We start from the raw sequence: 25,185 nt of genomic DNA, 5'->3' as shown, positions 1-25,185 counted from the left end.
GCGGACGGTAGGTGCGACAGAACTGTGTGAGCCATGACACAATCGGTCACATATTGAGGAATTCGGCCAATCCCGTGCACGCCTCCGTCCGGGGCACCGGCAGCGTCGCGCTGCTCTGCGCGTTCGCGGCGGAGCACGGGCTGCCCCCGGCGCGCTCGCTGCACGGCACCGGCATCGCCGAGGTGGCGCTGGGCGATCCCACCGCGGAGATCACCGCGGCCCAGGAGGCGCACCTCATCGCCACGATCACCGCCGAGCTGCCGGAGCACCTCGGCCTGGCGGCCGGCGTCCGCTACCGGCTGACGACCTACGGGATCTGGGGGTTCGCGCTGCTGTCGAGCCGCACGTTCCGCGAGAGCCACGAGGTGGGCATGCGCTTCCTCGACCTGACGTACGCGCTGACCCGGATCAGCGCGGAGGAGCGCGACGGCGAGGTGGCGCTCTTCTACGACGACCTGGACCTGCCCGAGCCGGTGCGGCGGTTCGTGCTGCTGCGGGACATGTCGGCGACGGTGGAGATCTGGCGCGAGACGCTCGGCCGGCCGGTCGTGCCCCGGCGCGTCGCGCTGCGGATGCCGGCGCCGCCGGACCCGGCGCCGTACGAGGCGGCCCTCGGCGTGCGGCCCACCTTCGGGGCGCCCCGCTCGCTCCTCGCCTTCGACGCCGGCCTGCTCGACGAACCGCTGCCGCACGCGGCTCCGCTGACCGCGGCCTCCTGCGCGGCCCAGTGCCGCGAGCTCCTCGAGCGGCGCCACGCGCGGCACGGGATCAGCGGCCGGGTGCGCGACGTCCTGCTGGGCGAGCCGTGGCGGATGCCCGGCCAGGAGGAGGTGGCCGCCGCGCTCCACCTGAGCGTGCGGACGCTCCGGCGCCATCTCGACGAGGAGGGGACGAGCTACCGCGCCGTCCTGGACCAGACCCGCGAGCACCTTGCGGAGGAGCTGCTCCTGACGGCGGGCCTGAGCGTGGAGCAGGTCGCCGAGCGCCTCGGCTACGCGGAGGCGTCGAGCTTCGTGCACGCCTTCCGGCGCTGGAAGGGCCTCACCCCCGGCCGATGGGCACGGGCGGCCCGTGCCGGCAGCGCTCGGCAGAGCGGTGGCGGCGCGCTACAGTCGCGCCCGTGAGCCGTGGCACGTGCTGGTGGGCGTGGTCGTCGAGGGCGACCGCGGCTCGCTGACGCGCGCTCGGACCGTCCACCCCGCCGGACGGTCCGAGGAACTCCCGGGCGGCCGGTGGGCCGTACTCCCGAGGAGAAGGCAAGTGACGAGCACCGATGTCCCCGACGTCGACCGGAACGTCGGGTCGATGACCAAGGCCGTGCTGACCGACGCGGACATGCCGACGCACTGGTACAACCTGGCCGCCGATCTGCCGGTGCCCATGCCGCCCCACCTGCACCCCGGCACCGGTCAGCCGCTCGCGGCCGCGGACATGGCGCCGCTGTTCCCCGCGGCGCTCATCGAGCAGGAGATGACCACCGAGCGGTTCGTCCCCATCCCGGAGCCGGTCCGTGAGGTCTACCGGCTGTGGCGGCCCTCGCCGCTGTACCGGGCGCACCGCCTCGAGCGGGCGCTGGGCACGCCGGCCCGCATCTACTACAAGTACGAGGGCGTCAGTCCGGTCGGCAGCCACAAGCCGAACACCGCCGTCGCCCAGGCCTACTACAACGCTGCGGAAGGTGTCCGCCGGCTGACCACCGAGACCGGGGCCGGGCAGTGGGGCAGCGCGCTCTCCCTGGCCTGCACGATGTTCGGCCTCGAGTGCGAGGTGTGGCAGGTCCGGGCCTCCTACGACGGGAAGCCCTACCGGCGCATGCTCATGGAGACCTACGGCGGGGTCGTCCACCCCAGCCCGTCGGATCTCACCGAGTCCGGGCGCGGGTTCCTGCAGCGCTTCCCGGACACCACCGGCAGCCTCGGCATGGCGGTCAGCGAGGCGGTGGAGTCGGCGGTGCCGGACCCGGAGGCCCGGTACGCGCTGGGCAGCGTGCTCAACCACGTGCTGCTGCACCAGACGGTCATCGGTGAAGAGGCCCTGCGCCAGCTCGAGATGTTCGGCGAGGAGCAGGCCGACGTCGTCTTCGGCTGCGCCGGGGGCGGGTCGAACCTCGCCGGGCTGGCGTTCCCCTTCCTCCGCGAGAAGCTCGCCGGCCGTACCGGGACGCGAGTGCTCGCGGTGGAGCCGGCGGCGTGCCCGTCGCTCACGCAGGGCCGCTACGAGTACGACCACGGTGACGTGGCCGGGCTGACCCCGCTGATGAAGATGCACACCCTGGGCCGGGACTTCGTGCCCGACCCGATCCACGCCGGCGGGCTGCGGTACCACGCCATGGCGCCGATGGTCAGCCACGCGGTGGAGCTGGGCCTGATCACCGCACAGGCGGTGGAGCAGGCGGAGGCCTTCGACGCCGGCGTGCTGTTCGCCCGGACCGAGGGCCTGGTGCCGGCGCCGGAGTCCTGCCACGCGATCGCCGCGGCGGTCGCCGAGGCGCGCCGGCGTGCGGACACGGGGGAGGACGGCGTCCTGGTCATCGGACTGTCCGGCAACGGCCAGCTGGACCTGCCCGCCTACGCCGAGCACCTCACCGGTCAGCGCACGTCGTCCGCCGGCGACCAGCCGTTCTGACGGCATCCGTCCGGCCGGGCAGGGCACCGCACCTGCCCGGCCGGGCGGCACCCGCACGCCTCGCCGGCCCCGACGGTCGGCGACCCGGAATCCGGCGACCCGGGGTCCGGCGACCCGGACCGGTCGACGGGCCCGCACGGAAAATGCCTGGCGCCCGATGACTCCGCGGCGCACATTCGGTCAGACCCGGCAGAGACGCTCGTGCAGATCCCTGACGTGAGGAAGCCGATGACCGTTCAGCACCCGCTCGCGATCGACGCGACCGGGCTCGGGAAGTCCTTCGGGCGGACGCGCGCCGTCGCGGGGGTGGATCTCGCCGTGCCGGCCGGCACCGTCTACGGGGTCCTCGGCCCCAACGGCGCCGGGAAGACCACCACCATCCGCATGCTGGCCACGCTGATCCCCCCGGACGCGGGGACTGCCCGTGTCCTCGGGCACGACATCGTGTCCGAGGCCGACGCGGTGCGCGAGCTGGTCAGCCTCACCGGCCAGCTGGCCTCGGTCGACGAGGAGCTGACCGGCCGGGAGAACCTCGTGCTGCTCGGCCGCCTCCTCGGCTACTCACGGCCCGCCGCCAGGAACCGCGCCGACGAGCTGCTCCACGCCTTCGACATCGCCGAGGCCGCCGGGCGACTGGTCAAGCACTACTCGGGTGGCATGCGCCGCCGGCTGGACATCGCGGCGAGCATCGTCGTCACCCCGCAGCTGATGTTCCTCGACGAGCCGACGACCGGCCTGGACCCGCGGTCGCGCAACCAGGTCTGGGAGATCGCGCGGGCGCTGGTCGCCGAGGGGACGACGATCCTGCTCTGCACCCAGTACCTCGAGGAGGCCGACCAGCTCGCCGACGGCATCGCCGTCATCGACCGAGGCCGGGTCATCGCCGAGGGCACGCCGGGGGACCTCAAGGCCTCGGTCGGCACCGGGTTCCTGCACGTGCGGCTCGTCGACCCCGCGCGGCGCGGCGAGGCCGCCGAGCTGCTGGAACGCATGGTGGGGCAGGTCGTGCTGGCTGCGGAGCCGGCGGCGCTGTCGGCCACCGGAGCGGACGCCGGACGGGCGGCGGTCGCCGTCGCCGAGCTCACCCGGGCGGGCATCCGGCTGGCGCACTTCACCCTGCAGCAGCCCAGCCTCGACGAGGTCTTCCTGGCGCTCACCGGCCACGCCGCCGAGGAGACGACGCCGTCCGCCGGCACCCTGCAGGAGCAGCTGTCATGACCACGACGACCAGGGCCCCCGGCTCCGCCGACACCGCGGCGGTCCGCCGGGCCATCTCCTCCACCCCGAGGCCGTCCCGTCCCGGGCCGCTGTCGGCCGCGCTCGCGTTCGGTTGGCGCGGCATGCTGAAGGTGAAGCACGTGCCCGAGCAGCTGCTGGACGTGACGGTCACCCCGGTGATGTTCCTGCTGATGTTCACGTACCTGTTCGGCGGCGCGATCGCTGGATCGACCAGCGCGTACCTGGACTACACGCTCCCCGGACTGCTGGTCATGTCGGTGCTGTTCACCACCGTGTACTCCGGGATCGCGCTGAACACCGACCTGACGAAGGGGGTCGTCGACCGCTTCCGCTCCCTGCCGATCTGGCGGCCGGCGCCGCTGGTGGGCTCGTTGCTCGGCGACAGCGTCCGCTACGTGGTCGCCGGGACGGTGATCATCGTCGTCGGCGTCGCCCTGGGCTTCCGGCCGGACGGCGGCGTCCTCGGCGCGGTCGCGGCGCTGGCGCTCGTCGTCGTCTTCTCGTTCGGCCTGTCGTGGGTCTTCTCGGTCCTCGGCCTGCTGATGCGCTCCCCGAACGCGGTGATGAACGCCGGCTTCATGGCGATCTTCCCGCTGACGTTCCTGTCCAACGTCTTCGTCGACCCGGCCACGCTGCCGGGCCCGCTCGAGGCGTTCGTCGGCGTCAACCCGATCTCCGTCCTGGCCACCGCGTCCCGGTCGCTGATGGCCGGGGCGCCCGACGGCGTGGCGATCGGCGTGTCGCTGGCGGTGGCGGTCGCGCTGGCCGCGGTGTTCGTCCCGCTGACCACGAGGCTGTACCGCAGCCGCTGAGCCGGATCCGGGACGACGGGACCTTGCGCCCTGCCGCCGCGGGACGGGAGCGGGGATCGTGGGTGCCACCGCAGCCTCGAGGAGGCGTGATGAGCACCGAGAGCCGATCCCCGCGCCCGTCGGCATCGAGCCGGATGCGGCGGGACATCGACCCCCTGCAGATGACCGAGGCCGAGAAGCGGATGGCCGAGTGGGAGGCGCGGCACGACGTCGCGTCCCGCGGCCACCGGTCCCCGCCCGACGTCCTGCAGCACTACTTCGCGCACGAGCGCCTCACCCACCCGGCCGCGCCGCACCCGGCCGCCGGCCCCACGAGGCCGGCGCCACGGGAGCCCGCGCCCGCGGTCGGGCCCGCGGCCCCGGACCCGGTGCCGCCGCGCTCCCGGGGGCTGCTGCGCCGCCTGCTCCACCGCGCGGGGTAGCCGGTCCCGGCCCCTCGGCCGCGCGGACCGGCCACACCGGCGGCTGGGCGGCCCGGCCGGCGACGGTGGCAACCTGTCCTGTTCCAGATCGGTACACCCGCGGCCGGGGACGTCCGACCAGGGTGAGGGGCGTCACACCCACCGCGCCGTACGGCCGGTCGGCGTCCCCGATCGAGGTCCGCACGAAGGAGTGCCGAGATGACCGCCACCGCCCAGACCCGCCAGCCGTCGACCGAGGCCGAAGCCCTGCGCGGGCTCTACGCCGACTGGTCGAGCATCCTGGCGACGACGCCGGGGATCACCACCCGGCTGTTCCGCGCCATCTTCGACGAGTGGCACCAGCCCACGGTCGAGCCCGAGGACGTCACCTACCGCGAGGAGACCGTCGGCGGCGTACCGGGCATCTGGACGCTGCCGATCGGCGCGGACACCTCGCGGGTGCTCCTCTACACCCACGGCGGGGGCTTCGCCGTCGGCTCGGCGGCCAGCCACCGCAAGCTGGCCGGCCACGTCGCCAAGGCCCTGGGGGTGACGTCCTTCGTCCTCGACTACCGGCGTGCCCCGGAGCACCCGCACCCGGCGCAGGTGGAGGACGGCGTCGCCGTCTTCGACGCCCTCCTGGACCGCGGGATCCGCCCGGAGGACGTGACCACCATCGGCGACTCCGCCGGCGGCAACCTCGCCGTCGCCATCCCGCTCGCGCTCCGCGACCAGGGCAAGCCCGTGCCCGGGTCGGTCATCGCGTTCTCCCCGTGGCTGGACATGGAGAACAAGGGGGAGACGCTGCAGACCAACGACGCCACGGACGCGCTGATCACCGTCGAGCTGCTGGCCGGGATGATCGCCGGCGTCCTCGGCGACTCGGTCGACCCCACGACGCCGCTGGCCAACCCGCTGTACGCCGATCTCAGCGGCTTCCCCCGGCTCTACGTCAACGCCGGCGGCGCCGAGTCGCTGCTGGACAACGCCACCCGGCTGGCCGACCGGGCCCGTGCGGCCGGCGTCGACGTGACGCTCTCGGTCGCCGCGGGGATGCAGCACGTCTTCCCGTTCCTGGCCGGGCGCGCGCCGGAGGCCGACGAGGAGATCGCCGCCGTCGCCCGGTGGTACCGGGGCTGACGCCCGACCTCCTCCCGGCGCCGGCGAGGGGCCGCCGCGCTCGCGGCGGGCCCCTCGCCGGTGCTTCACTCGACAGGTTCACGGGGACACGACGAGGTGGTCCGATGAGCTCTCCGCGCAGGCGCCGGCCCGGTGACGAACCGCCGGACGCCGACCGGATCCGTGCCGCGCGCGAGGAGCTGCTCGCGCAGGGACTGCTGGCCCACCCCGAGCCGACCCGCGGGGTTCCGGAGGTCATCGAGCGCAGCTGGCGCCGCTGTGTCGGCGAGGCCGTCCCCACCGCTCCCGGATCCGTCCGCTACAGCGGGGCGGTGCAGCTCGACCCCCGGTTGCGCGAGGCCGCGGCGCCGGTGCTCGACCGGTTGAGCGAGCACCTCGCCGACGTGCGGGTGGCGATGTTCGTGAGCAACGAGCGCGGCGAGATCGCCATGCGCCACGCGCCCGGCTCCGGGCAGCTCAGCGTCCTGGACCGGGCCTCGGCGGCGGAGGGCTTCGACTTCTCCGAGGGCTCGGTCGGCACGAACGCGCTGGGCACGGTCATCGAGGAGCGCCGCGCGATCGTGGTGCGCGGCAGCGAGCACTACAACGACCTGCTCCAGCGGGTGACCTGCGCGGGGACCCCGATCCACGAGCCGTTCACCCGGCGCATCCTGGGCAGCTTCTCGCTCGCCTGCGAGGCCGAGGAGGCGAGCCCGCTGATGGTCGCGATCACCAGCGACGTCGGCCGGCAGATCGAGGCGAACCTGACCGCGATGCTGGGCGCCCGGGAGCAGCAGCTCATCCGCGCCTACCTCGCCGCCGACCAGGCCGGCGGCGAGCCGGTGATCGTGGTCAACGAGCGCACCGTCTTCGCGAACACCGCCGGTCTGCCGCACCTGACGCCGGAGTCGCACGCGCTGCTGTGGACGCACCTGAGCGAGGCGCCGCCGGCCCGCGGTCCGGTGCGCACCCGCGTGCCGCTGCAGGCGGGGTGGCGCGACGTCGTCCTCGAGCCGGTCGGGGAGGCGTCGGCGGGGGCGGCGTACTGCATCCGGGTGCTGCCCGGTGCCCCCGCGGAGGCGCCCGACGAGGCGGCGGCCCGGCGTCGGCGGCGGGCCGTGGAGGGGGCGCCGGTGCACCCGGTGGTCGCGGTGCACCGGCAGCTGGTCACCGCCGTCCGGCACGGCGAGGTCGTCGCTCTCGACGGCGGGCCGGGTGCCGGCAAGCTGCACACCGCCCGTGCCGTGCTCGCCACCCGGACGGGGCAGTCGGCCCCGCTGGTCGTCGACCTCGCCACGGCCGCGCCGGGGGCGGAGTGGTTCCGCCCGGTCGTCGTCGCCCTCGACGCGGGCCGTGCCGTCGTCCTCCGGCACCTGCAGGACCTCGCTCCGGAGGACGTCAACCGGGCCAAGGCGGTCGCGGAGCGGGCCGCCGGCGGTGCGGCACCGCTGGTGGTCACCGTCCAGCTCGCCGCGGCACCGGAGCCGGTGCAGGACCTGCTCGCGCAGGTCGCCACGGTCGTCGAGCTGCCGCCGCTGCGGGAACTGCGCGGCCGGATCCCCGAGCTGGTCGCCGGCATCCTGGCCGGGCTGCCGGGGGAGGCGGCGCGGACCCGGTTCTCCTCGGAGGCGCTGCAGGCGCTCATGCGCTGGTCGTGGCCGGGCAACCTGGCCGAGCTGCGGCACCTGGTCGAGTCCCTCGCCCGCCGGCACCCGGGCGGCACCGTGCGACCGGGCGATCTGCCGGCGCGCGTGCAGGCCCCCGCCGGCCGGCAGCTGTCGATGATGGAGTCGGCGGAGCGGGCGGCCATCCTCACCGCGCTCCGCCGGTGCGAGGGGAACCGCAGCCGGGCGGCGGAGGTGCTGGGCATCGGCCGCACCACGCTCTACCGCAAGATGCAGCAGCACCACATCGACGGGTGACGCCGGGAGGGTCACGTCCCCGACGGGACGTGACCCTCCCGGCCCCATGATCAGGCGGGCAGGGCGGCGGTCTCGGGCATCAGGAAGCCGTCGTAGTCGGCGGCCCTGACCTCGGCCAGCTTCGCCCGGTAGGCGCCGAGCCCGGCCATGAAGAACATGACGGTGTTCTTCTTGCCGGGCACGTTGGCGCCGAAGATCCACGAGTCGGCCTTGGGGAACAGCGTCGAGTCGGCGATCTCCTGGCAGGTCACCGTCCAGGCGTCCTCGGCCGCGCGCGCGGGCTCGACGAGGCCGCCGCGCCGCTCCGCCTCGCCGATCAGCTCGGTGATGAAGTCGACCTCGGTCTCGATGCTCGGCGGGAGGTTGGTGAACGGCCCGTTCGGCCCCAGGATCATGAAGAAGTTCGGGAAGGACGAGGTGGTGATGCCCAGGTAGCTGGTCGGCCCGTCCTTCCAGTGCCGCTGGATCGTCTCCCCGCCGCGGCCCCGGATGTCCATCCGCACGTAGTTGCCGTCGACGGCGTCGAACCCGGTGGCGAGGACGAGCACGTCGAGCTCGTGCTCCGTGCCGTCCTCGGTGAGCACCCCGTGCGGCGTGATCTCCGTGATCGGGTTCTCCTTGATGCTGACCAGGCTCACGTTCTCGCGGTTGTAGACCTCGTAGTAGTCCTCGTTGCACAGCGGCCGCTTCGCGTAGAGGTCGGTCGGGGTCAGCTTGCGGGCGGTCTCGGGGTCCTCCACGGTCTCGGCGATCTTGCTCCGGATGAACGCCGCGGCCGCCTCGTTCGCCGCCGGGTCCACCGCGATGTCGGAGAACGTGCCGAACATGAAGCGGAAGCCGTTGCCCTTGTCCCAGTTCTCCTGGAACACGCGCTGCTGCTCCTCCGCCGACACGCTGGTCGCGGGCACGGTGCTCTCCTCGAAGCCGAACGCCACCATCGAGTTCTTGACCTGGTCCCAGATCCGGTCGTAGTCGCGCTTGACCTCGGCGACGTACTCCCCGCTGACCGGGCCGTTGCCGGAGGGCACGACGTACTGCGGCGAGCGCTGGAAGACCGTGAGGTGCTCGGCGACCTTCGCGGCGGCGCAGATGAATTGGGTGCCGGTCGAGCCGGTGCCGATCACCCCCACCCGCTTTCCCTCGAGCGACAGGTCCTGCGGCCACGCGCCGGTGTGCGCCAGCGTGCCCCGGAAAGAATCGATCCCCTTGATCTCGGGGACGTTGATCTTCGACAGCAGGCCGACGGCGCAGACGACGTAGCGGGCGGTCAGGGTCCGCCCGTCGTCCGTGCCGACGGTCCACACGCCGGCCGCCTCGTCGAACACGAGGGAGTCGACGCCGGTGTCCAGCTGGATGTCCTTGCGCAGGTCGTGCCGGTCGACCACCTGCTCCAGGTAGTCGAGGATCTCGGGCTGGTCCACGTAACGGGTGTTCCACTGCCACTCCTGCAGCAGCTCGCGGTCGAACGAGTACTGGTAGACGAAGGTCTCCGTGTCCGACTTCGCGCCGGGGTAGCGGTTCCAGTACCAGGTGCCGCCGACGCCGCCGGCCCGGTCGAAGGCGCGGACCCGGAGGCCCAGCTCGTCGCGGAGCTTCTTGAGCATGTAGATGCCGCCGAAGCCGGCACCGATGACGACGGCGTCCAGGTCGATCGTGGGGGTCTCGGTCACCTCGGGAACTCCTTCATTGGGGCTGTCGCGCTGTCGCGCTGTCCGGCCTGGGCGGCCGGGCGTGGTGACGTCCACGCTCGCCGCGATCGCCGGGGCGCGGTTGTTCCGATGTGGAACGCGTCACACAGGCGCCCGGGTGACGGAGAGGCCCCGCGTCGCCGCGCCATCGGGCCGTCCCGCCGGAACTGCCTCCGTGGGAGGAGGTCCGAGGTGGGCTGGCCTGACCGGCGCTTCCGCGTACTCATCTCGAGCGCTGAGCGGAGCGGCGGGCTCCTCGAGCTCGCCACGCAGCGGTTCGGTGCCCGCTTCTCCGGGATGCTCGCTACTGTGCCCGGAGGTGACGACGACAGGGGAAGGGGCGTGCATGGGAACCGTCTCGGGCGCTGAAGCCGACTCGGCGCGGGTCGCGGAGGCCGCGCGCCGGGTCGTCGAGGAACACGATCCACGGCGGGTCCCGGTGACGGAGCTCCTGGGCGCCGTCTTCGACGCCGGCCTCTCCTGGGTCCACTTCCCCGAGGGACAGGGTGGGCTCGGGGTGTCCCGGGGCCTGCAGGCCGTGGCGGACGGCATCCTGCAGGAGGCCGGCGCGCCCGCGCCGTTCCGGCTCAATCCCATCGGCTACGGCATGGCGGCCCCGACGCTGCGCGAGCACACCCGGAGCGAGGAACTCGTGCGCGCGTGGCTGCGCCCGCTGGCGACCACCGAGGACATCTGGTGCCAGCTGTTCTCCGAACCGGGTGCCGGCTCCGACCTGGCCGGGCTGGCCACCTCCGCCGTCCGCGACGGCGACGACTGGATCGTCAACGGGCAGAAGGTGTGGACCAGCCTCGCGCACCGGGCCAACTGGGCCCTGCTGCTCGCCCGCACGGACCCGGACGTGCCCAAGCACAAGGGCCTCACCTACTTCGTCCTCGACATGCGGGCGGCGGGCGTGGAGACCCGTCCGCTGCGCCAGATGACCGGCCAGGCCGAGTTCAACGAGGTCTACCTCAACGACGTCCACGTCCCCGACGCCCATCGGCTCGGTGCGGTCGGGGCCGGCTGGCAGGTCGCGATGACCACGCTCATGAACGAGCGCAGCTCGATCGGCGCGAGCGGCAGCCGGCGCGGGTCGGGCACGATCGCCGACGCCGTCACCCTGTGGGCGCAACGTCCCGACCGGCACACGCCGGTCCTGCGTGACCGGCTCGTCGGGCTGTGGCTGCGCGCCGAGGCGCAGCGGCTCACCTCCGAGCGGGCGCGCGCCACCGCGACGGTCCGCGGCCCGGGACCGGAGGGCGCGATCGGAAAGCTCGTCGGCGCGGAGCTCAACCAGGCGGTCTACGAGTTCTGCATGGACGTGCTCGGGCCGGAGGGGCTCCTCTACGGCGACTACGCGCTGCGGACGACCACCCCGGAGGACGACTTCCGCGGGCCCGTGCAGGAGCGCTTCCTGCGCTCCCGCGCCAACACCATCGAGGGCGGCACCTCCGAGGTGCTGCGCAACATCCTCGGCGAGCGGATCCTGGGCCTGCCCGGCGATCTGCGCGCCGACTCCGGACGACCCTGGCGAGAGGTGCCCCGTGGCTGACCGCGCACCGGCCGGACCGGGCTCCGCCGAGGGCGCCCCGTTCGTGTTCACCGACGAGCACCGCGAACTGCGCACCGCCGTGCGCCGGTTCTGCACCGAGCACTCCGACGAGGCGACCGTCCGGCGGCTCATGGAGAGCGCGCACCCCGTCGACCCACGGGTGTGGGGCCGGCTCGGGGCCGACCTGGGCGTCCTCGGGCTGGGCGTGCCCGAGGAGCTCGGTGGCGCGGGAGGCGGGCTCGTCGAGGCCGCCATCGTCGTCGAGGAGCTGGGCGCGGCGCTGTTCTGCGGGCCGGTGTACGGCACGGTCGCGCTGTCGATCCCCGCACTGGTCGCCGCACCGGACGGGCCGGTGCGCACCGAGACCCTGGGGCCGCTGATCTCGGGGTCCCGGACCGCGGCGTTCGCCGTTCCGGAGCGGGCCGGACGCCTCGCCGCGGAGGCGGTCACGGTGGCGGCCGTCGCTTCCGGGGACGAGTGGACCCTCTCGGGGACCGTCGAGCGCGTCGTCGATGCCGGCACCGCCGACGACCTGCTCGTCCTCGCGACCGCACCCGGGGGAACGGCGCTGTTCGTCGTCGACGCCACCGCCCCTCGTGTGGCGCGCACCCCGCTGTCGTCCCTGGACCTGACCCGACGCCAGGCGACGGTCGGGCTGACCGGCGCGCCGGCCCGGCTGCTCGCCGGTCCGGAGGAGTCCGCGCGGGTCGTCACGCACGCGCTGACCGTCGGCGCCGTGCTGCTGGCCGCCGAGCAGGTGGGCGTCGCGCAGCACCTGCTCGACCTCGGCGTCGCGTACGCCGCGCAGCGGCTGCAGTTCGGCCGCCCGATCGGCTCCTTCCAGGCGGTGAAGCACCGGCTCGCCGACATGCTGGTGGAGGTCGAGCACGCCCGATCCGCCGCGTACCACGCGGCATGGGCGGTGCCGGACGGCAGCGACGACCCCGCGCTGGCCGCGTCGATGGCGCAGGCGGTGTGCTCGGCCGCGGCGACCCGCATCGCCAAGGACGCCGTGCAGGTGCACGGGGGCATCGGCTTCACCTGGGAGCACCAGGCGCACCTGTACTTCAAGCGCGCCTTCACCGACGCCGTCCTGCTCGGCAGCGCCGACGAGCACCGGGACCGGATCGCCGCGCTGGTGCTCGACGTCGCCGAGGCCGGCGGGGGGATCGCCGTCGCCACCGGATGACCGGGTGCGCGGCCGCCCCGGCGGGGGAGTCCCCGCCGGGGCGGGGTGGCTCGGGCCTGCCACGATCGGGCGTCAGTGCAGGAGTCCCTGGGAGTGCAGGGGCATCGGCGGGGATACTGCGGAGGTGATGGACGGCGCCGAGGCCACGACGGAGCCCGATACGGGTCCGGGGATCACGCTGCCCGCAGCGCGCCCGGCATCCGACGAGGACCGGCCGGAGCGCGGTGCGCCGCTGCTGATCCCCGGCGAGACCTGCTGGCGGATCGAGCGGGCCACCCGTTTCGCGATCTTCGTCGACGCGGCCGGCTACTTCGCCACCCTGAAGCGCGCCGTGCTGCGCGCCGAGCAGCGGGTGCTGTTCATCGGCTGGGACTTCGACCCGCGCATCCGGCTCGATCCGCTCGGGGACGGCCGGCCGGAGGACGACCAGCTCGGCGCCGTCCTGGAGCGGGCGGTGCGGGAGAACCCGCGGCTGGAGATCGGCGTCCTGCAGTGGGACCTCGGCATGCTGCGCGCGCTCGGCCGCGGGCTGAAGCCGATCGTGCTCCTCGACCGGCGCGCGCCCGACCGGCTCACCTTCGCCGTCGACACCCACCACCCGGTCGGCGGTGCGCACCACCAGAAGATCGTGGTCGTCGACGACTGCCTGGCCTTCGCCGGCGGTATCGACATCACCGCCGACCGCTGGGACACCTCCGACCACGCCGACGGCAACCCGCACCGGCGTCGTCCGCCGGCCGGACGCGCCGAGGGCCGGCTGACCGGGCCCTGGCACGACGCGACCAGCATCATGACCGGCCCCGCCGCCCGCGCGGTCGCCGAGCTCGCTCGCGAGCGGTGGGAGAGCGGCACCGGGGAGCGGCTGGAGCCGATCGGTCAGGAGCGGGAGTGCTGGCCCGAGGACGTGGAGCCGCTGCTCACCGACGTCGACGTCGCGATCTCCCGCACCCGGCCCGAGCACGGCGGTCTGCCGCTGGTGCACGAGATCGAGCTGCTGTGGCTGGCCGTCATCGCCGCGGCCCGTCGCGCGATCTACGTGGAGAGCCAGTACTTCGCCAGCCGCCGGATCGCCGAGGCGATCGCCGAGCGGCTGCGCGAGCCCGACGGCCCGGACGTGGTCGTGGTCAACCCGTGGACCGCCGACGGCTGGCTGTCGGAGAAGGCGATGGGCACCGCGCGGGCCCGGGTGCTGGAGATCGTCCGGGAGGCCGACGTGCACGACCGGTTCCGGATCTACACACCGGTGACCGAGCAGCGCGAGCACATCTACGTGCACGCCAAGGTCACGGTGGTCGACGACCGCCTGCTGCGCATCGGCTCCGGCAATCTCAACAACCGCTCGATGGGCCTGGACACCGAGTGCGACCTGGCGATCGAGGTGGTGGAGGGGCGCCCCGGGGCCGACCGGCTCGCCACGACCATCGTCGGTTTCCGGGACCGCCTGCTCGCCGAGCACCTCGGCTGCACCCCGGACGACGTCGCCGCCGCGGTCGCCGGCACCGGTTCGCTCGTGCAGGGCATCGAGCGGCTGCGCCGGCCGGCCGGCCGCTCGCTGGTGCCCTTCGAGCCGCCGGAGCTGGGCCCGGCCGACCGGGCGCTGGCCGAGTCGGAGGCGATGGACCCGGAGAAGACGCCGAACCGGTGGCGCCGGGTCGAGCGGTTCTTCGCGCGCCGCCGGCGGCCGTGGACCCGGGTGCGCGCCTGACCGGAGCGGACGTCGCCCCGCGGGAGGGACCGGCCGATCCGCTGCTCCGTGCCGCCGGACCGGTCGGGGATGATGACGCGGTGATCGTAGGCGGCGGAAAGGCGCCGCAGCCGTCCGGGCCCGGGTCGCGGGTGCGCCGCCCGGCCGACGTCGTCCGGCTCGGGGCCGGGGCGATCGGTCTGGCTCTCCTCGTGCTGGCCACCGTCGCGGTCCCGGACGCCGTGCGTGCCGTCGCCGGCGTCCTCCCGACGGTCGGCGGCGACACCCTCCGTCCGGTCTTCTCCGTCGTGTCGGTGGTGGCGTCGCTGGGGCTGCTCGGCGTGCTCCTCACGGTGGCCGTCGACGCGGCGCGGCAGCGCCGGGCGGCGCTGCTTCAGGGGGTCGCGGGCGCCCTGATCGGGCTCGTCCTCGCCGCGGTGGGGGAGCGGGTCGGCGATGCGGCCGGCGGCGCCGTCGCCGGCGTCCTGACCGCACCGCCGGACGATGCGGCCCTGGTGCCGGTGGTGGCCTCGCTCGCCTTCCTGGTGGGGGTCGACCTCCAGCGGCGGCGGCGCTGGCTCCAGCCGGCCCGGTGGGTCGTCGCGACCGTGCTCGTGTGCGCGGTGGCGCTCGACAACTTCACGCTCCCCGGCGCCGCCGCCGCCGTGCTGCTCGGCTCGGTCGCCGGGCTGGCCGTGCGCGTGGGGATCGGCGTGGCCCCCGCGCGCCCGCCCGACGGGGTGATCCGGGCCGCGCTCGCCCGCGCCGGGATCGCGGTCGACGACCTGCAGGTGACCGAGCAGGCGGCTGGGCTGCTGCGCCTCACCGGTACGGACGCCACCGGTCCCGTCTCCGTCACCGTCGTCGACCCGGACGGCCGGGGCGTGCCGCTCGCGCGCCGCGCCCGGCGGCTGCTCCGTTTCCGCGCCGCGGTGGTCGGCCGGCCGGCGCTGAGCCAGCGCGGCGACCTGGAGCGGCAGGCCTCGTGCGCGGCGCTGGCCGGCGCCGCCGGGGTGCCCGTCCCCGGCGTCCTCGCGCTGCTGGCGGTGGGTCCCGCCCTCGTGCTGGCGGAGCGCCCGCTGTCCGGCACGGCGCTGCCCGAGGTCGGCGATCCGGGTGAGCGGGGGCTGGCCGCGGCGTTCGGGGCGCTGCGACGGCTGCACGACGTCGGGCTGGCGCACGGTGCGATCACCCCCGACTGCGTCATCGTGGGGCCGGACGGCGGCGCCGGGTTCCGCGACCTGCGGGCGGCGCAGCCGGCGGCCGGCGAGCTGCAGCGCGACCTGGACGCCGTGGCCCTGCTCGTGGGCGGAGCCACCGTCGTCGGTCCCGGCCCTGCCGCAGCGGCGCTGCGGACCGCCTACACCGGGGGCTCGGTGCCGCCCCGGCTGGCGGCCCTGCTCCAGCCGGTCGCCGTCCCGCCGTCGGTGCGGAGGACCGTGCGCGGCACCGACGTCCTCGACGACCTGCGCAGCGCACTCGCCGGACCGGACGGCCCCGCGGTCGCCGCCCCCCGCCTCGAGCGCTTCTCCGTGCGCACCGTCCTCACGGTGATCGCGACGACGGTCGCCGCCGTCCTCCTGGCCTCGCAGCTGTCCCGGGTGAGTATCGTCGACGAGCTGCGGTCGGCCGACCCGCTGTGGCTGCTGGTCGCGGTCGGGGGCTCGGCGGTGACCTACGTCGGGGCGGCCCTCGCCCTGCTCGCGTTCGTGCCGATGGCCTTGTCCCTGGTCCGGACGACGCTGGTGCAGGTGTCGACGGCGTGGCTGACGCTCGTGACGCCGCCCACCGTCGGCCATGTCGGCCTCAACATCCGCTTCCTGCAGCGCTCCGGACTCTCCGTGGCGGGCGCCGCGGGCACCGTCGCGGTGAGCCAGGTGGCGACGGTGGCGGTGACCGTCCTGCTGCTGCTCGTCGTCGGCTGGGCGAGCGGTGTGTCGACGTCCCGGCTGTCGCTCGTGCCCAGCGGGGACGTGCTGGTCGTCCTGCTCGGCGCCCTCGCCGTCGTGGGGCTCCTGATCGCCGTCGCGCCGGTCCGGCGGCTGTTGCGCGACCGCCTCGAGCCACTGCTCCGGCAGTCGCTGCCGCAACTGCTCGCGGTGGCCACCGAGCCACGCCGGCTGCTGACGGCGGTCGGCGGCATCCTGCTGCAGACCGCCGGGTACGTGCTGGCGCTGGATGCCTCCCTGCGCGCCTTCGACGCCTCGGTGGCGCTGCCCACGGTGATCGGCGTCTACCTGGTGGCCTCCACGGTGGGGTCGGTCGCCCCCACGCCCGGCGGGCTCGGCGCGGTGGAGGCGGCGCTGGTCGGCGGCCTGACCGCGACCGGCGTCCCGGTGGCCTCGGCGCTCACCGCGGTGCTGGCCTTCCGCACCGCCACCTTCTGGCTGCCGGCGCCGCTGGGCTGGGTCGCCTTCGTCCACCTGCAGCGCCGGCGCGCGATCTGACCTCCGCCCGCCGCACCGGGGTTGGCGGTCGCTCCGGATCACTCGCCCCCGCGGCGCGTCGGCACGCCGGTGCGCGGGTAGGCGGGTGGGTGAGTGACGCAACTCACCATGGGAGGACGAACGATGACGACGAAGGCTGAGAAGTCGATCCAGGTCGACGTACCGGTGACGACCGCCTACAACCAGTGGACCCAGTTCGAGGACTTCCCGCACTTCATGGGCGGGGTCAAGGAGGTCCGCCAGCACGGCGACCAGCGCCTGCACTGGGTGGCCGAGATCGCCGGCGTCCGGCGGGAGTGGGACGCCACCATCCTGGAGCAGATCCCCGACCAGAAGGTCGCGTGGGCCGCGACGGAAGGCGCGACGAACGCCGGGGCGGTGCGCTTCCAGCCCGTGGGCACCGGCGCCACCCTGGTGCACCTGTCGCTGGAGTACGAGCCGGAAGGGCTCGTGGAGAAGGCCGGCGACAAGCTGGGCGTCGTGGAACGGCAGGTCGAGTCCGACCTGCGGCGGTTCAAGGAGCTGGTGGAGAGCGAGGGCTACGCCACCGGCGGATGGCGCGGGACGATCAACCCCGGCGAGGACGTCGGCACGCCCGGGGTGAACGCCGCCTTCCCGTCGCGGGGCGACAGCGGCAAGGCCGGGACGTCGGGCAAGGCGGTCGCCGCGGGCGCCGCCGCCGTGGCCGGGGTCGCGGCCGCTGCCGCGGGCGCCGTCGCGGCGGCGTCGAAGAGCGGGGAGAAGGGGCCCGACGAGCAGGCGCGCCCGAGCCCGCCGGAAGGGGTCGCCGTGGTTCCGCAGCCCCCCGCGGACGAGGTCCGGGACGACGTGGTGGTCGACGAGTCGGATCCCGGTCGCTACACCACGGGAACGTCCACGGAGGGCGCCGAGAAGGGCACGGTCGATCGCGGCGACGACCCCATGATCGGTGGTGGCAGCCGCTGAGCCGCGCGGTCGGTGGAGAGCGGGACACGCTCTCCACCGACCGGTGGACCCGCGCGACGGGGCCGGCGGGGGCGTACGGCGCACCGTTCCGCCGCGGCCGCCGCGGTGGTCAGCTCGACTGCAGCAGCGTGTGCTCGCTCAGGAAGCCGGTCACCAGGCGCACGACGTCCTCGGGGCGCTCGATGTGCACCCCGTGGCTCGACCCCGGCCCGGTCAGCAGCTCGAACCGGGCGCCCGGGATCGCGTTGGCGACCTTCTTCGCCTGCCAGGGCGGGGTCAGCAGGTCCTGCTCGCCCACGATCACCAGGGTGGGTGCGGAGATCTGGCCCAGCCGGTCGAGGGTGTCGTGCACGAGGTCGGCGTCCCACTGCTCGACCGTGACCTGCATCTGCTCCTCGTTCTGCGGGAACGCCGGCAGCATCGGCTCCAGCATCTGCTCGAAGTCCGGGTGGTCGAGCAGCTGGGGTGAGAAGGCGAGGCCGGCGGCGGCCAGGGCCGCCTCCATGTCGCGCGTGACGTAGGGATGCCGCAGCGCGGAGAGGACCGAGCGCTGGAAACCATCGCACCGCCCCCAGCTGGCGTACATGACCGCGGTGGCGACCTGCTCCGGATGGGCCAGGGCCAGCTCCTGCAGGATCGCGGAGCCGAGCGACCAGCCCATGACGTGCGCGCGGGGGACGTCGAGCGCCTCGAGCAGCGCCGAGGCGTCCTCGGCCAGGGAGGCCACCGAGATCTCGCCGTCGCCGCGCTCGCTGCCGCCCAGCCCCCGGTTGTCGTAGGCGATCACCCGGTACTGCTCGGCCAGCCGGGGGACGAGCTCGCCCCAGAGCGGGATCGACCCCGACGTCCCCATGATCAGCAGCAGCGGGTCACCCTCGCCGCTGATCTCGTAGTTCAGCGTGACTCCGGTCCGGACGGCCGTCTGCGGCATGGGAACTCCTCACCTGGTCGGGACCCGGCGGGCACGGCGCCGGCCGGGGATGGCTGGGTACTGCGGAACGGCGTCACCGGAAGAGGAGCGACCCGTCGTCGAGGTCGGCCTTGGGAAGGCTCTCCATCTCCGCGGCGTGCTCCAGCATGTGCGTCCACGGTTCGCGGTCGCCCTGCTTGAACAGCACGTGCTGCGAGCGCAGGACGTAGCCGGCGTTGAAGTTCTCCGGGTCCGACCACGGGCGCAGCTGCATGCCGGCGTCCTCGTCCCGCAGGGCCGGGACGACCATGGTCGCGTCCTCGAGCCGCATCTTCTCCATCAACCGGATCACCAGATCGCTGACGAGGTCCACGCGCAGCGTCCAGCTGTGCCGGAAGTAGCCGAAGACGTAGGCCATGTTGGGGACGCCGGTGATCATCAGGCCGCGCCACGTGACGCGTTCGGTGAAGTCCACCGGCTCGCCGTCCACGGTGAAGGCCACGTCGCCGAACACCGAGAGGTTGAAGCCCGTGGCGGTGACGACGACGTCGGCCTCGAGCTCCTCCCCGGAGCTGACCCGGATCCCCTTCTCGGTGAACGTCTCGATGGTGTCGGTGACGATCGAGGCCTTCCCCTCCCGGAGCGCCGCGAACAGGTCGCCCTCCGGGACGATCGCGATGCGCTGCTGCCACGGGCGGTAGCGCGGGGTGAAGTGCTTCTCGACGTCGAAGCCCTCCGGGAGCAGCGGCTTCATCGACTCCATGAGGAACGTGTGCAGCTCGTCCGGCGCCTCGTGCGCCAGCCGGGCCAGCTCGTTGAACTGGGCGGTGTAGGCGCGGCGGAGGATCTCGTGGGTCCAGTCCTCCGGGATGTCCAGCTGCCGCAGCGTGATGGCGAGCTCGTGCGTGAGCGGCGGGGCCAGGAAGTACGACGGCGAGCGCTGCAGCATGGTCACGTGCGCCGCCTGCGGGGCGATGGCGGGGATGAGCGTGGCTGCGGTGGAGCCGGAGCCGATGACGACGACGCGCTTCCCGGTGAGGTCGAGGTCGTCGGGCCAGTTCTGGGGGTGGACGACCCGGCCCTCGAACCGGTCCATGCCCTCCCAGCTGGGCTGGTAGGGCTCGGTGTGGTTGTAGTAGCCCTGGCACATCCACAGGAAGTCGGTGGTGAACTCCAGGTCCTCCCCGGTGTCGGTGCGGGTGACCTGCACCGTCCACCGCCGGTCCTCGGTCGACCAGCTGGCCGCGGTCACCTTGTGCAGGTAGCGGATGTGCTGCGCCAGGTCGTCCTCGGCGATGACCTCGTCGAGGTAGTTCAGGATCTCCCCGCCCGCCGCGATGGAGGGGCCGCGCCAGGGCTTGAACCGGTAGCCGTAGGTGAACAGGTCGCTGTCGGACCGCACGCCCGGGTACCGGTGGGTCCACCACGTGCCGCCGTGGTTGTCCTGCGCGTCGAGGAGCACGAAGGACTTCTCGGGGAAGCGCTCCTGCAGGTGGTGGGCGGCGCCGATGCCCGAGACGCCGGCCCCGACGATGAGGACATCGACGTGCTGCGGGCGGGACGGGTCGCTGCGCTGGTCCGGGGCGGTTCGCTGCTCGGTCGCGGTCATGGTCCGACCTCCACACGCCGTTGTGACTGAGGTCACAACCGTACCCAGGTCGGCGGCGTCCGCGCACCCCCCCCGCACCGGTGCCCGCGAGCGGCTCGCCCGGCGGCTCGGTGCTCCGACGCCTTGTCCGGCGGACGACGTGCGGGCACGCTGTCGGCCGTTCCCGACTGCAGCGGCGCCGGCCCGGGCGCCGCCGGACCCCAGGAGCGCCCCGATGCTGTTCCACGTCAGCTTCCGCGTCGAACACACCCGGCTCGACCGCGACGAGTTCTGGGACGAGTGGGAGCGGGAGACCCAGGCGGCGCTCGGTGCGATGGAGGCGGGCGTCATCAAGAGCCTGTACAAGGTCGCCGGGCAGCGCCGGGTCATCGGCATCGTGGAGGTCGAGTCGCACGACCAGCTGGACCAGATCGTGATGGGCGCCCTGCCGATGAGCCACCACCTCACGCTCGAGGAGGTCCTCCCGGTCCGGGAGTACGCGGCCTTCGCCGAGGACGTGCGCGCGCGCTGGCAGTCCTGATCCCGGAGCCTGCGGTGCGCGGATCAGCGGCTCGCACCGGCTGTTCGATCAGCCCTGCGTCCTCTGCCGCACCGGCCCCTCCGGCGACGGGACCGAGGGCAGCGGAGGCGCGACCGGCGGGGCGGTGAGCTCCTGGTAGGCGGTGGTGTGCGCGCGCAGCGCGGTGACCGCGCCGGCGACGTCGGTGACCGGCGTGCCGGCCGCCGCGGCCACCTGTTCCGCCTGGCGCACCGCGTCGCAGACGTCGGCGACCGTGTCCAGGTAGGCCCGGGCTGCCGGCTCCGGGGCGGCCCGGTCGTCCGGGTCGGGAACCAGCGTGAACTGCAGCAGGCGCTGCTCGAGCCGCCGGCCCTCGGCGTCCAGCGACGGCAGCAGGTCCGGTACCTCACCGAGGTGCGCGCCGGCGGCCTGCGCGCCGGCCACCTGGCGGCGCAGCCGATCACGGGCGCGGGCGATCTCGAGCTGGAGCTCCGCGCAGGTGCGCCGCTGCCCGGGCGGCAGCCGGCGCGCGGCGACGGCGGTGGCGCCCTGCATGCCCAGTTCCCGGCCGCGCGCGGCGAGCTCCCGGCTCCGGGCCACCAGCGGGCTGCGCCGTACCCGCCGGAGGACCAGCCACCCGGCGAGCGCGGCGATGAGCAGCAGCGTGACGAGCACCCCACCGAGGACGGCGAGCACCGTGGGATCCAGCGAGAACAGCACCGACAGCTCGTCGTCGGCCCGCAGGTCCAGGGCGCCGGCGGAACCGGTCGGCAGCGGCGTGGTCATGGGGCTCCTCGTCCAGGGCGGTGTGCCGGCTTCCTCGAGAACGTCGCCACCCGGTCCGGCGGTTCCCGAGCCGTCGCCCGGTCCTGCGGAGTCGCGCACGGAGGGAGGTCCCGGGGCGCGGGCCGGCCCCTCGACCGCTGCACCGGAACGAACGACCGTCCGACCCGCCGGGATGCGATCGGCCCCGAGAGCCGTCACCGGCGTCCGGACCACGGAGCAGCCGCGACCCGTCGTCGCGGTGCACAGCAGCCACGAGCGGGCCCGGGCAGGAAGGGCGAACCGTGACGCACACCGCCGGCACGCGGACCATCCACGGGAGCACCCCGGTCGGCCCGCCCCCGGGCGCTCCGGCCGAGGACTTCACGCGCCAGCGGCCCGTTCCGGACAACCTCGTGCCGGACCTCGACGACGTCAACGCCTTCGACAGGGACAAGGTCGCCACCGCCGTCATCGACCGCTACGCAACGGGTGTCCGTCGGCGACGAACCGTCGGCTTCCGGACGGGCGGAACCCTTGCTAACTTCTGTGGCCTGGCTCGCATTTCAGCGCGGGTGAGCGGGCTGCTGCCGCCGCACGCCTGTGCGGCCGGTGGCGGCGCGCGGCACGGCGATGCCGCGATCTGCGTGGGACGACGCGCGCCGCCACACCACTCGAGGGGAACCCATGAAGCTGGCGAGAAGCCTGCGCCGCACGCTGCGGGCCGTGTTGTTCGCTGCCCTGTCATCAGTGCTGTTCCTCGGGCTCGTCGGCACGGCGAGCGCAGCCCCGGCCACCACCGAGGGGAAGGGGAGTTCCGACTGCGTCGACCGGCCCGTGCCGGCGAGGGCGGTGTCCATCCAGCTGTGGACCTTCGCCGAGTACATCGGCTTCGGCACCGACGCGGCCGCCCAGGCGCGCCACGTGGAGGTGCTGCGCCGCCTCAGCGAGATGGGCTACCGGAACGTCGAGCCGTTCACCCTGAGCGGGTTCACCGCCGAGCGGTACGCCGAGCTGCTCAGGGAGCACGGGCTCAAGGCCTCGGGCCGGCACGTCGACGTCGGCACGCACGCCGAGCCGGCGGACATCGGGCAGATCCTCGCGGAGAACCGGGTTCTGGGCGTCAAGTACTTCGGCTCCGGTGGCACGCCGCAGCTCACGACCGAGGCGGAGTGGACCGCCTACGCGGAGTACCTGGACATGGTCGGTGCGCAGGCCCGCCGGGCCGGCCAGTGGCTCATGGTCCACAACCACAACTGGGAGTTCGAGACCACGTTCGGTGACCGCACCGCTTTCGACATCCTGATGCAGCACACCGAGCGGCGGCACGTCGTGTCGCAGCTCGACCTGTACTGGGCGGTCTTCGCCGGCGCCGACCCGATCGAGCTCATCCAGCAGTACGGCAACCGGATCCGGCTCTTCCACGTCAAGGATCTCAACGAGGCGCTGGACCGGCGGATCGAGATCGTCGGGCGCGGGGACATCGACTTCTCCTCGATCTTCCGGGCGGCCGGCGGCAGCACCCGGTACTACGTCGTCGAGCACGACCCCCGCTTCGGGGACCCGTCGTACGACCCGTTCGAGGCGGCGCAGGAGGGCTTCGCCCACCTCACCTGCTCGTCGCACTGACGCACGGCACATCGCGCGCCCGAGGAGGCGGTCCCGGATCCCGGGGCCGCCTCCTCCCGTGCTCGACCGACCCGCCACCCTCCCGGACACGGACCCGTCAGCGGGGATGGTCGCTCTGCGCCGTTCCGGTCGAGGTCAGGACCTGCTCGGGGAGCAGCCCGGTCTCCACCAAGCTCGACGAGCTCCCGGCTGGAGGCCGCCGTGGCGAGGCTGTGCACCTGCCGGACGCGGAGGGCCCGGGCGTCCTCCCCGGAGCGGGTGTCCAGCTCGTCCAGCTCCGCGACGGCCTGCTGCTCCCACTCGGCGAAGGTGCGTCGCGCGTGCGCGACGGTGTCCCGCCGGATGGCCGGTAGGTCGTCGAAGAGCTCGAGGGCGTCCGCCGTGCGGCGGGCCGCCAGCCGACGGGCCGTCGCCTCGGCGTAGGTGAGCTCGTCGGGATCGCTCCCCGCCGGTTCGGGGAGCAGGCCTGCCACCCGCCGGCTGACCCGCTCCAGGCGGCCGGACGGAGCCCGGCGGGTCGCGCCCAGCCGGTGGCCCGCGGCATGCAGCGACAAGTCGTCGATCTCGTCGTCCACCTCGTGCAGCAGCGTCCGGGTGACGGCAGGGGGGAGGAGGCCCTCGTCGCTGAGCCGCTGGTAGGTGCGGCGTTCGACGTGCAGGCCCCGGCCGACCATGATGCGGTACTCCTCCTCGTCCGCCACCTGCAGGTCGGCCATCTCCTCGTGCGCCGCCTGCTCGCGGCTCTCCAGGTCGGCGCTGGTCCGCGGATCGGGGTCCAGCCCGAGCTCGTCCATCTCCTTGCGCGCGGCCTCGATGGCCGAGACGCGGGCGGTCGCCACGAGGTAGCGGTCCACGCGGCTGGGCCGGTCCAGGCCCAGCCGGGACACCAGCCACCGGATGGACGTGGCGTTGAGCACGAGCGTGGCCAGCACCACTCCGCCGGTCAGGGCGACGAGGAGCTCCCGCTCGGCCAGTTCCTCCGGCAGGGCCAGCGCCAGCGCCAGCGCGACGCCGCCGCGGAGCCCGCCCCAGACGAGGACGGCCTCGTTGCGCCAGCCCAGCCGCGGGATGTGGGCCAGCCGTTCGAGCAGCCAGACCAGCGGCACCACGGCCACTGCGCGCGCGACCAGAACGACGACGGCGGCCAGCGCGATCGGGCCGAGGTGGTCGAGCAGCTGCGCCGGGCCGATGACCAGGCCGATGAGGAGGAACAGCAGCGCGTTGGCGACGTAGTCCAGCGCCTCCCACAGCTCCTCCCACATCTCGCGCACCTCGGCGGAGGCGCGGCTGGGCGCGAGACCCGCCAGCGCCATCCCGGCTGCCGCGGTGACCATGACCCCGGGGAACCCGAGGACGGCGTCGGCCAGGACGAAGGAGCCGTAGGCCGCCGCCACCGACAACCCGGCTGCCGGCAGCCGGCCGAGCCAGGGCAGGACGGCGGCAGCGGCCAGGCCGAGGACGATGCCGGTCACCGCCCCGCCGCCGAAGACGACGACGAAGTCGACGACGCCGGCGGCAACGCCCACCGATCCGCCCGTCGCCGCCTCGACGAGGATCGCGAAGAGCACGATCGCGACACCGTCGTTGAGCAGGCTCTCCCCTCCACGAGCGCCAGGAGCCGGCGCGGGACGCCGACCTCCCGGAACACCGCCACCACGGCGACCGGGGCGGTGGCCGAGATCAACGCGCCGAAGAGGAAGGCCACCGCCAGCGCCGTGCCGAGCAGCCAGTGCAGGGTCAGCCCTACCACCACCGCGGACTCGAGGAAGGCGACGGTCGCCAGGGCCACGATGGCGCCGAGGTTCCGGACGAAGGCGCGCAGGTCGATACCCAGCGCGGCCGCGAACACCAGCACCGGCAGGAAGATGAAGACCACCACCACCTCCTCGAAAGCCTCACCCTCGAGCCGGCCCATCTCCGGCGTGAGGCCCACGGCGGCGGCCAGGAAGCCGACCACCACGAGGACGACGCTCAGCGGCACCCGCATCCGGCGGGCCACCAGCCCCATCAGCACGGCGACCGTGAGCAGCGCGGACATCTCCAGCAGCAGTCGCGGCAGCTCCACCGACGCTCCTGGGCCTCAGGGACGGGTGCGGCACGTCACCGGCGCAACCGTCCCACCGCGCCGCCGCGGCGGCATTCCCGTCACCGGT

At 74.1% G+C, this 25,185-nt stretch carries 18 protein-coding genes and 1 pseudogene; 14 read left to right on the top strand and 5 right to left on the bottom strand.

Translation table 11 applies throughout. The features are described 5' to 3' along the window. Positions 1-74: 74 nt before the first annotated feature. The 7 genes from ACI790_RS09585 (at position 75) to ACI790_RS09555 (ending at position 8,118) form a co-directional block, all read left to right on the top strand. Positions 75-1,124, top strand: a complete 1,050-nt coding sequence (locus ACI790_RS09585) for an AraC family transcriptional regulator (RefSeq protein WP_456569552.1) — start codon at positions 75-77, stop codon at positions 1,122-1,124. A 136-nt stretch (positions 1,125-1,260) separates the two neighbouring features. Next, positions 1,261-2,625: a TrpB-like pyridoxal phosphate-dependent enzyme gene (locus tag ACI790_RS09580; RefSeq protein ID WP_456569551.1), complete on the top strand. Its 1,365-nt coding sequence runs from the start codon at positions 1,261-1,263 to the stop codon at positions 2,623-2,625. A 228-nt stretch (positions 2,626-2,853) separates the two neighbouring features. Next, on the top strand, positions 2,854-3,843 hold the full coding sequence (locus ACI790_RS09575) for an ATP-binding cassette domain-containing protein (protein WP_456569550.1): 990 nt from the start codon (positions 2,854-2,856) through the stop codon (positions 3,841-3,843). Beyond that, a complete protein-coding gene (locus ACI790_RS09570; RefSeq protein WP_456569549.1) occupies positions 3,840-4,676 on the top strand; it encodes an ABC transporter permease in 837 nt (278 codons plus the stop codon). The genes ACI790_RS09575 and ACI790_RS09570 overlap by 4 nt, the downstream gene beginning before the upstream one ends. A gap of 89 nt (positions 4,677-4,765) precedes the next feature. Next, the gene (locus ACI790_RS09565; protein ID WP_456569548.1) at positions 4,766-5,098 is read left to right on the top strand and encodes a hypothetical protein; all 333 of its coding nucleotides are present in this window, start codon (positions 4,766-4,768) and stop codon (positions 5,096-5,098) included. 198 nt (positions 5,099-5,296) lie between these two features. Continuing rightward, entirely contained in the window at positions 5,297-6,217 is a 921-nt protein-coding gene (locus ACI790_RS09560; RefSeq protein ID WP_456569547.1) for an alpha/beta hydrolase, read from the top strand. Positions 6,218-6,321: 104 nt separating this feature from the next. Continuing rightward, positions 6,322-8,118 (top strand): sigma-54-dependent Fis family transcriptional regulator, encoded by a 1,797-nt coding sequence (locus tag ACI790_RS09555; RefSeq protein WP_456569546.1) that lies wholly within the window; start codon positions 6,322-6,324, stop codon positions 8,116-8,118. 50 nt (positions 8,119-8,168) lie between these two features. Here the strand turns inward: ACI790_RS09555 and ACI790_RS09550 are convergent, their stop codons facing one another. After that, positions 8,169-9,788 (bottom strand): flavin-containing monooxygenase, encoded by a 1,620-nt coding sequence (locus ACI790_RS09550; protein ID WP_456569545.1) that lies wholly within the window; start codon positions 9,786-9,788, stop codon positions 8,169-8,171. 364 nt (positions 9,789-10,152) lie between these two features. Between ACI790_RS09550 and ACI790_RS09545 the strand changes: the two genes are divergently transcribed. From ACI790_RS09545 to ACI790_RS09525, 5 genes are all read left to right on the top strand, one after another. Continuing rightward, positions 10,153-11,358 carry an acyl-CoA dehydrogenase family protein gene (locus tag ACI790_RS09545; RefSeq protein WP_456569544.1) on the top strand — a complete coding sequence of 402 codons (1,206 nt, stop codon included), beginning with the start codon at positions 10,153-10,155 and terminating at the stop codon, positions 11,356-11,358. After that, the gene (locus tag ACI790_RS09540) at positions 11,351-12,547 is read left to right on the top strand and encodes an acyl-CoA dehydrogenase family protein (protein WP_456569543.1); all 1,197 of its coding nucleotides are present in this window, start codon (positions 11,351-11,353) and stop codon (positions 12,545-12,547) included. The genes ACI790_RS09545 and ACI790_RS09540 overlap by 8 nt, the downstream gene beginning before the upstream one ends. A 127-nt stretch (positions 12,548-12,674) precedes the next feature. Further along, positions 12,675-14,252 carry a phospholipase D-like domain-containing protein gene (locus ACI790_RS09535; RefSeq protein ID WP_456569542.1) on the top strand — a complete coding sequence of 526 codons (1,578 nt, stop codon included), beginning with the start codon at positions 12,675-12,677 and terminating at the stop codon, positions 14,250-14,252. Between the two features lie 80 nt (positions 14,253-14,332). Further along, positions 14,333-16,678, top strand: a complete 2,346-nt coding sequence (locus ACI790_RS09530) for a lysylphosphatidylglycerol synthase domain-containing protein (RefSeq protein ID WP_456569541.1) — start codon at positions 14,333-14,335, stop codon at positions 16,676-16,678. Between the two features lie 123 nt (positions 16,679-16,801). Then, a complete protein-coding gene (locus ACI790_RS09525; protein ID WP_456569540.1) occupies positions 16,802-17,623 on the top strand; it encodes an SRPBCC family protein in 822 nt (273 codons plus the stop codon). A gap of 109 nt (positions 17,624-17,732) precedes the next feature. On the opposite strand, the gene ACI790_RS09520 is transcribed toward ACI790_RS09525, so the two are convergent. Together ACI790_RS09520 and ACI790_RS09515 are read right to left on the bottom strand one after the other, a co-directional pair. Next, the gene (locus tag ACI790_RS09520) at positions 17,733-18,554 is read right to left on the bottom strand and encodes an alpha/beta fold hydrolase (RefSeq protein ID WP_456569539.1); all 822 of its coding nucleotides are present in this window, start codon (positions 18,552-18,554) and stop codon (positions 17,733-17,735) included. A 73-nt stretch (positions 18,555-18,627) separates the two neighbouring features. Next, the gene (locus tag ACI790_RS09515) at positions 18,628-20,142 is read right to left on the bottom strand and encodes a flavin-containing monooxygenase (RefSeq protein ID WP_456569538.1); all 1,515 of its coding nucleotides are present in this window, start codon (positions 20,140-20,142) and stop codon (positions 18,628-18,630) included. A gap of 214 nt (positions 20,143-20,356) precedes the next feature. On the opposite strand from ACI790_RS09515, the gene ACI790_RS09510 reads away from it, so the two are divergent. Next, positions 20,357-20,662 carry a muconolactone Delta-isomerase family protein gene (locus ACI790_RS09510; protein WP_456569537.1) on the top strand — a complete coding sequence of 102 codons (306 nt, stop codon included), beginning with the start codon at positions 20,357-20,359 and terminating at the stop codon, positions 20,660-20,662. Between the two features lie 48 nt (positions 20,663-20,710). On the opposite strand, the gene ACI790_RS09505 is transcribed toward ACI790_RS09510, so the two are convergent. Continuing rightward, positions 20,711-21,427 (bottom strand): hypothetical protein, encoded by a 717-nt coding sequence (locus ACI790_RS09505; RefSeq protein WP_456569536.1) that lies wholly within the window; start codon positions 21,425-21,427, stop codon positions 20,711-20,713. Positions 21,428-22,129: 702 nt separating this feature from the next. Between ACI790_RS09505 and ACI790_RS09500 the strand changes: the two genes are divergently transcribed. Beyond that, positions 22,130-23,032 (top strand): sugar phosphate isomerase/epimerase family protein, encoded by a 903-nt coding sequence (locus tag ACI790_RS09500; protein ID WP_456569535.1) that lies wholly within the window; start codon positions 22,130-22,132, stop codon positions 23,030-23,032. On the opposite strand, the pseudogene ACI790_RS09495 reads toward ACI790_RS09500, so the two are convergent. Continuing rightward, positions 22,933-25,019 (bottom strand): annotated as a pseudogene (locus tag ACI790_RS09495) (cation:proton antiporter). The gene ACI790_RS09500 and the pseudogene ACI790_RS09495 sit on opposite strands and share 100 nt — an antisense overlap. Between the last annotated feature and the right edge of the window lie 166 nt (positions 25,020-25,185).

It is taken from the genome of Blastococcus sp. SYSU DS0539 (assembly GCF_054050855.1).
This window is presented reverse-complemented; position numbering and strand designations above follow the sequence as displayed.

Excerpts from the sequence above, each read along its gene's own strand:
- ACI790_RS09575 (WP_456569550.1), top strand. The coding sequence starts at position 2,854 with ATGACCGTTCAGCACCCGCTCGCGATCGACGCGACCGGGCTCGGGAAG.
- ACI790_RS09570 (WP_456569549.1), top strand. The coding sequence starts at position 3,840 with ATGACCACGACGACCAGGGCCCCCGGCTCCGCCGACACCGCGGCGGTC.
- ACI790_RS09565 (WP_456569548.1), top strand. The coding sequence starts at position 4,766 with ATGAGCACCGAGAGCCGATCCCCGCGCCCGTCGGCATCGAGCCGGATG.
- ACI790_RS09560 (WP_456569547.1), top strand. The coding sequence starts at position 5,297 with ATGACCGCCACCGCCCAGACCCGCCAGCCGTCGACCGAGGCCGAAGCC.
- ACI790_RS09555 (WP_456569546.1), top strand. The coding sequence starts at position 6,322 with ATGAGCTCTCCGCGCAGGCGCCGGCCCGGTGACGAACCGCCGGACGCC.
- ACI790_RS09545 (WP_456569544.1), top strand. The coding sequence starts at position 10,153 with ATGGGAACCGTCTCGGGCGCTGAAGCCGACTCGGCGCGGGTCGCGGAG.
- ACI790_RS09535 (WP_456569542.1), top strand. The coding sequence starts at position 12,675 with ATGGACGGCGCCGAGGCCACGACGGAGCCCGATACGGGTCCGGGGATC.
- ACI790_RS09525 (WP_456569540.1), top strand. The coding sequence starts at position 16,802 with ATGACGACGAAGGCTGAGAAGTCGATCCAGGTCGACGTACCGGTGACG.
- ACI790_RS09520 (WP_456569539.1), bottom strand. The coding sequence starts at position 18,554 with ATGCCGCAGACGGCCGTCCGGACCGGAGTCACGCTGAACTACGAGATC.
- ACI790_RS09515 (WP_456569538.1), bottom strand. The coding sequence starts at position 20,142 with ATGACCGCGACCGAGCAGCGAACCGCCCCGGACCAGCGCAGCGACCCG.
- ACI790_RS09510 (WP_456569537.1), top strand. The coding sequence starts at position 20,357 with ATGCTGTTCCACGTCAGCTTCCGCGTCGAACACACCCGGCTCGACCGC.
- ACI790_RS09505 (WP_456569536.1), bottom strand. The coding sequence starts at position 21,427 with ATGACCACGCCGCTGCCGACCGGTTCCGCCGGCGCCCTGGACCTGCGG.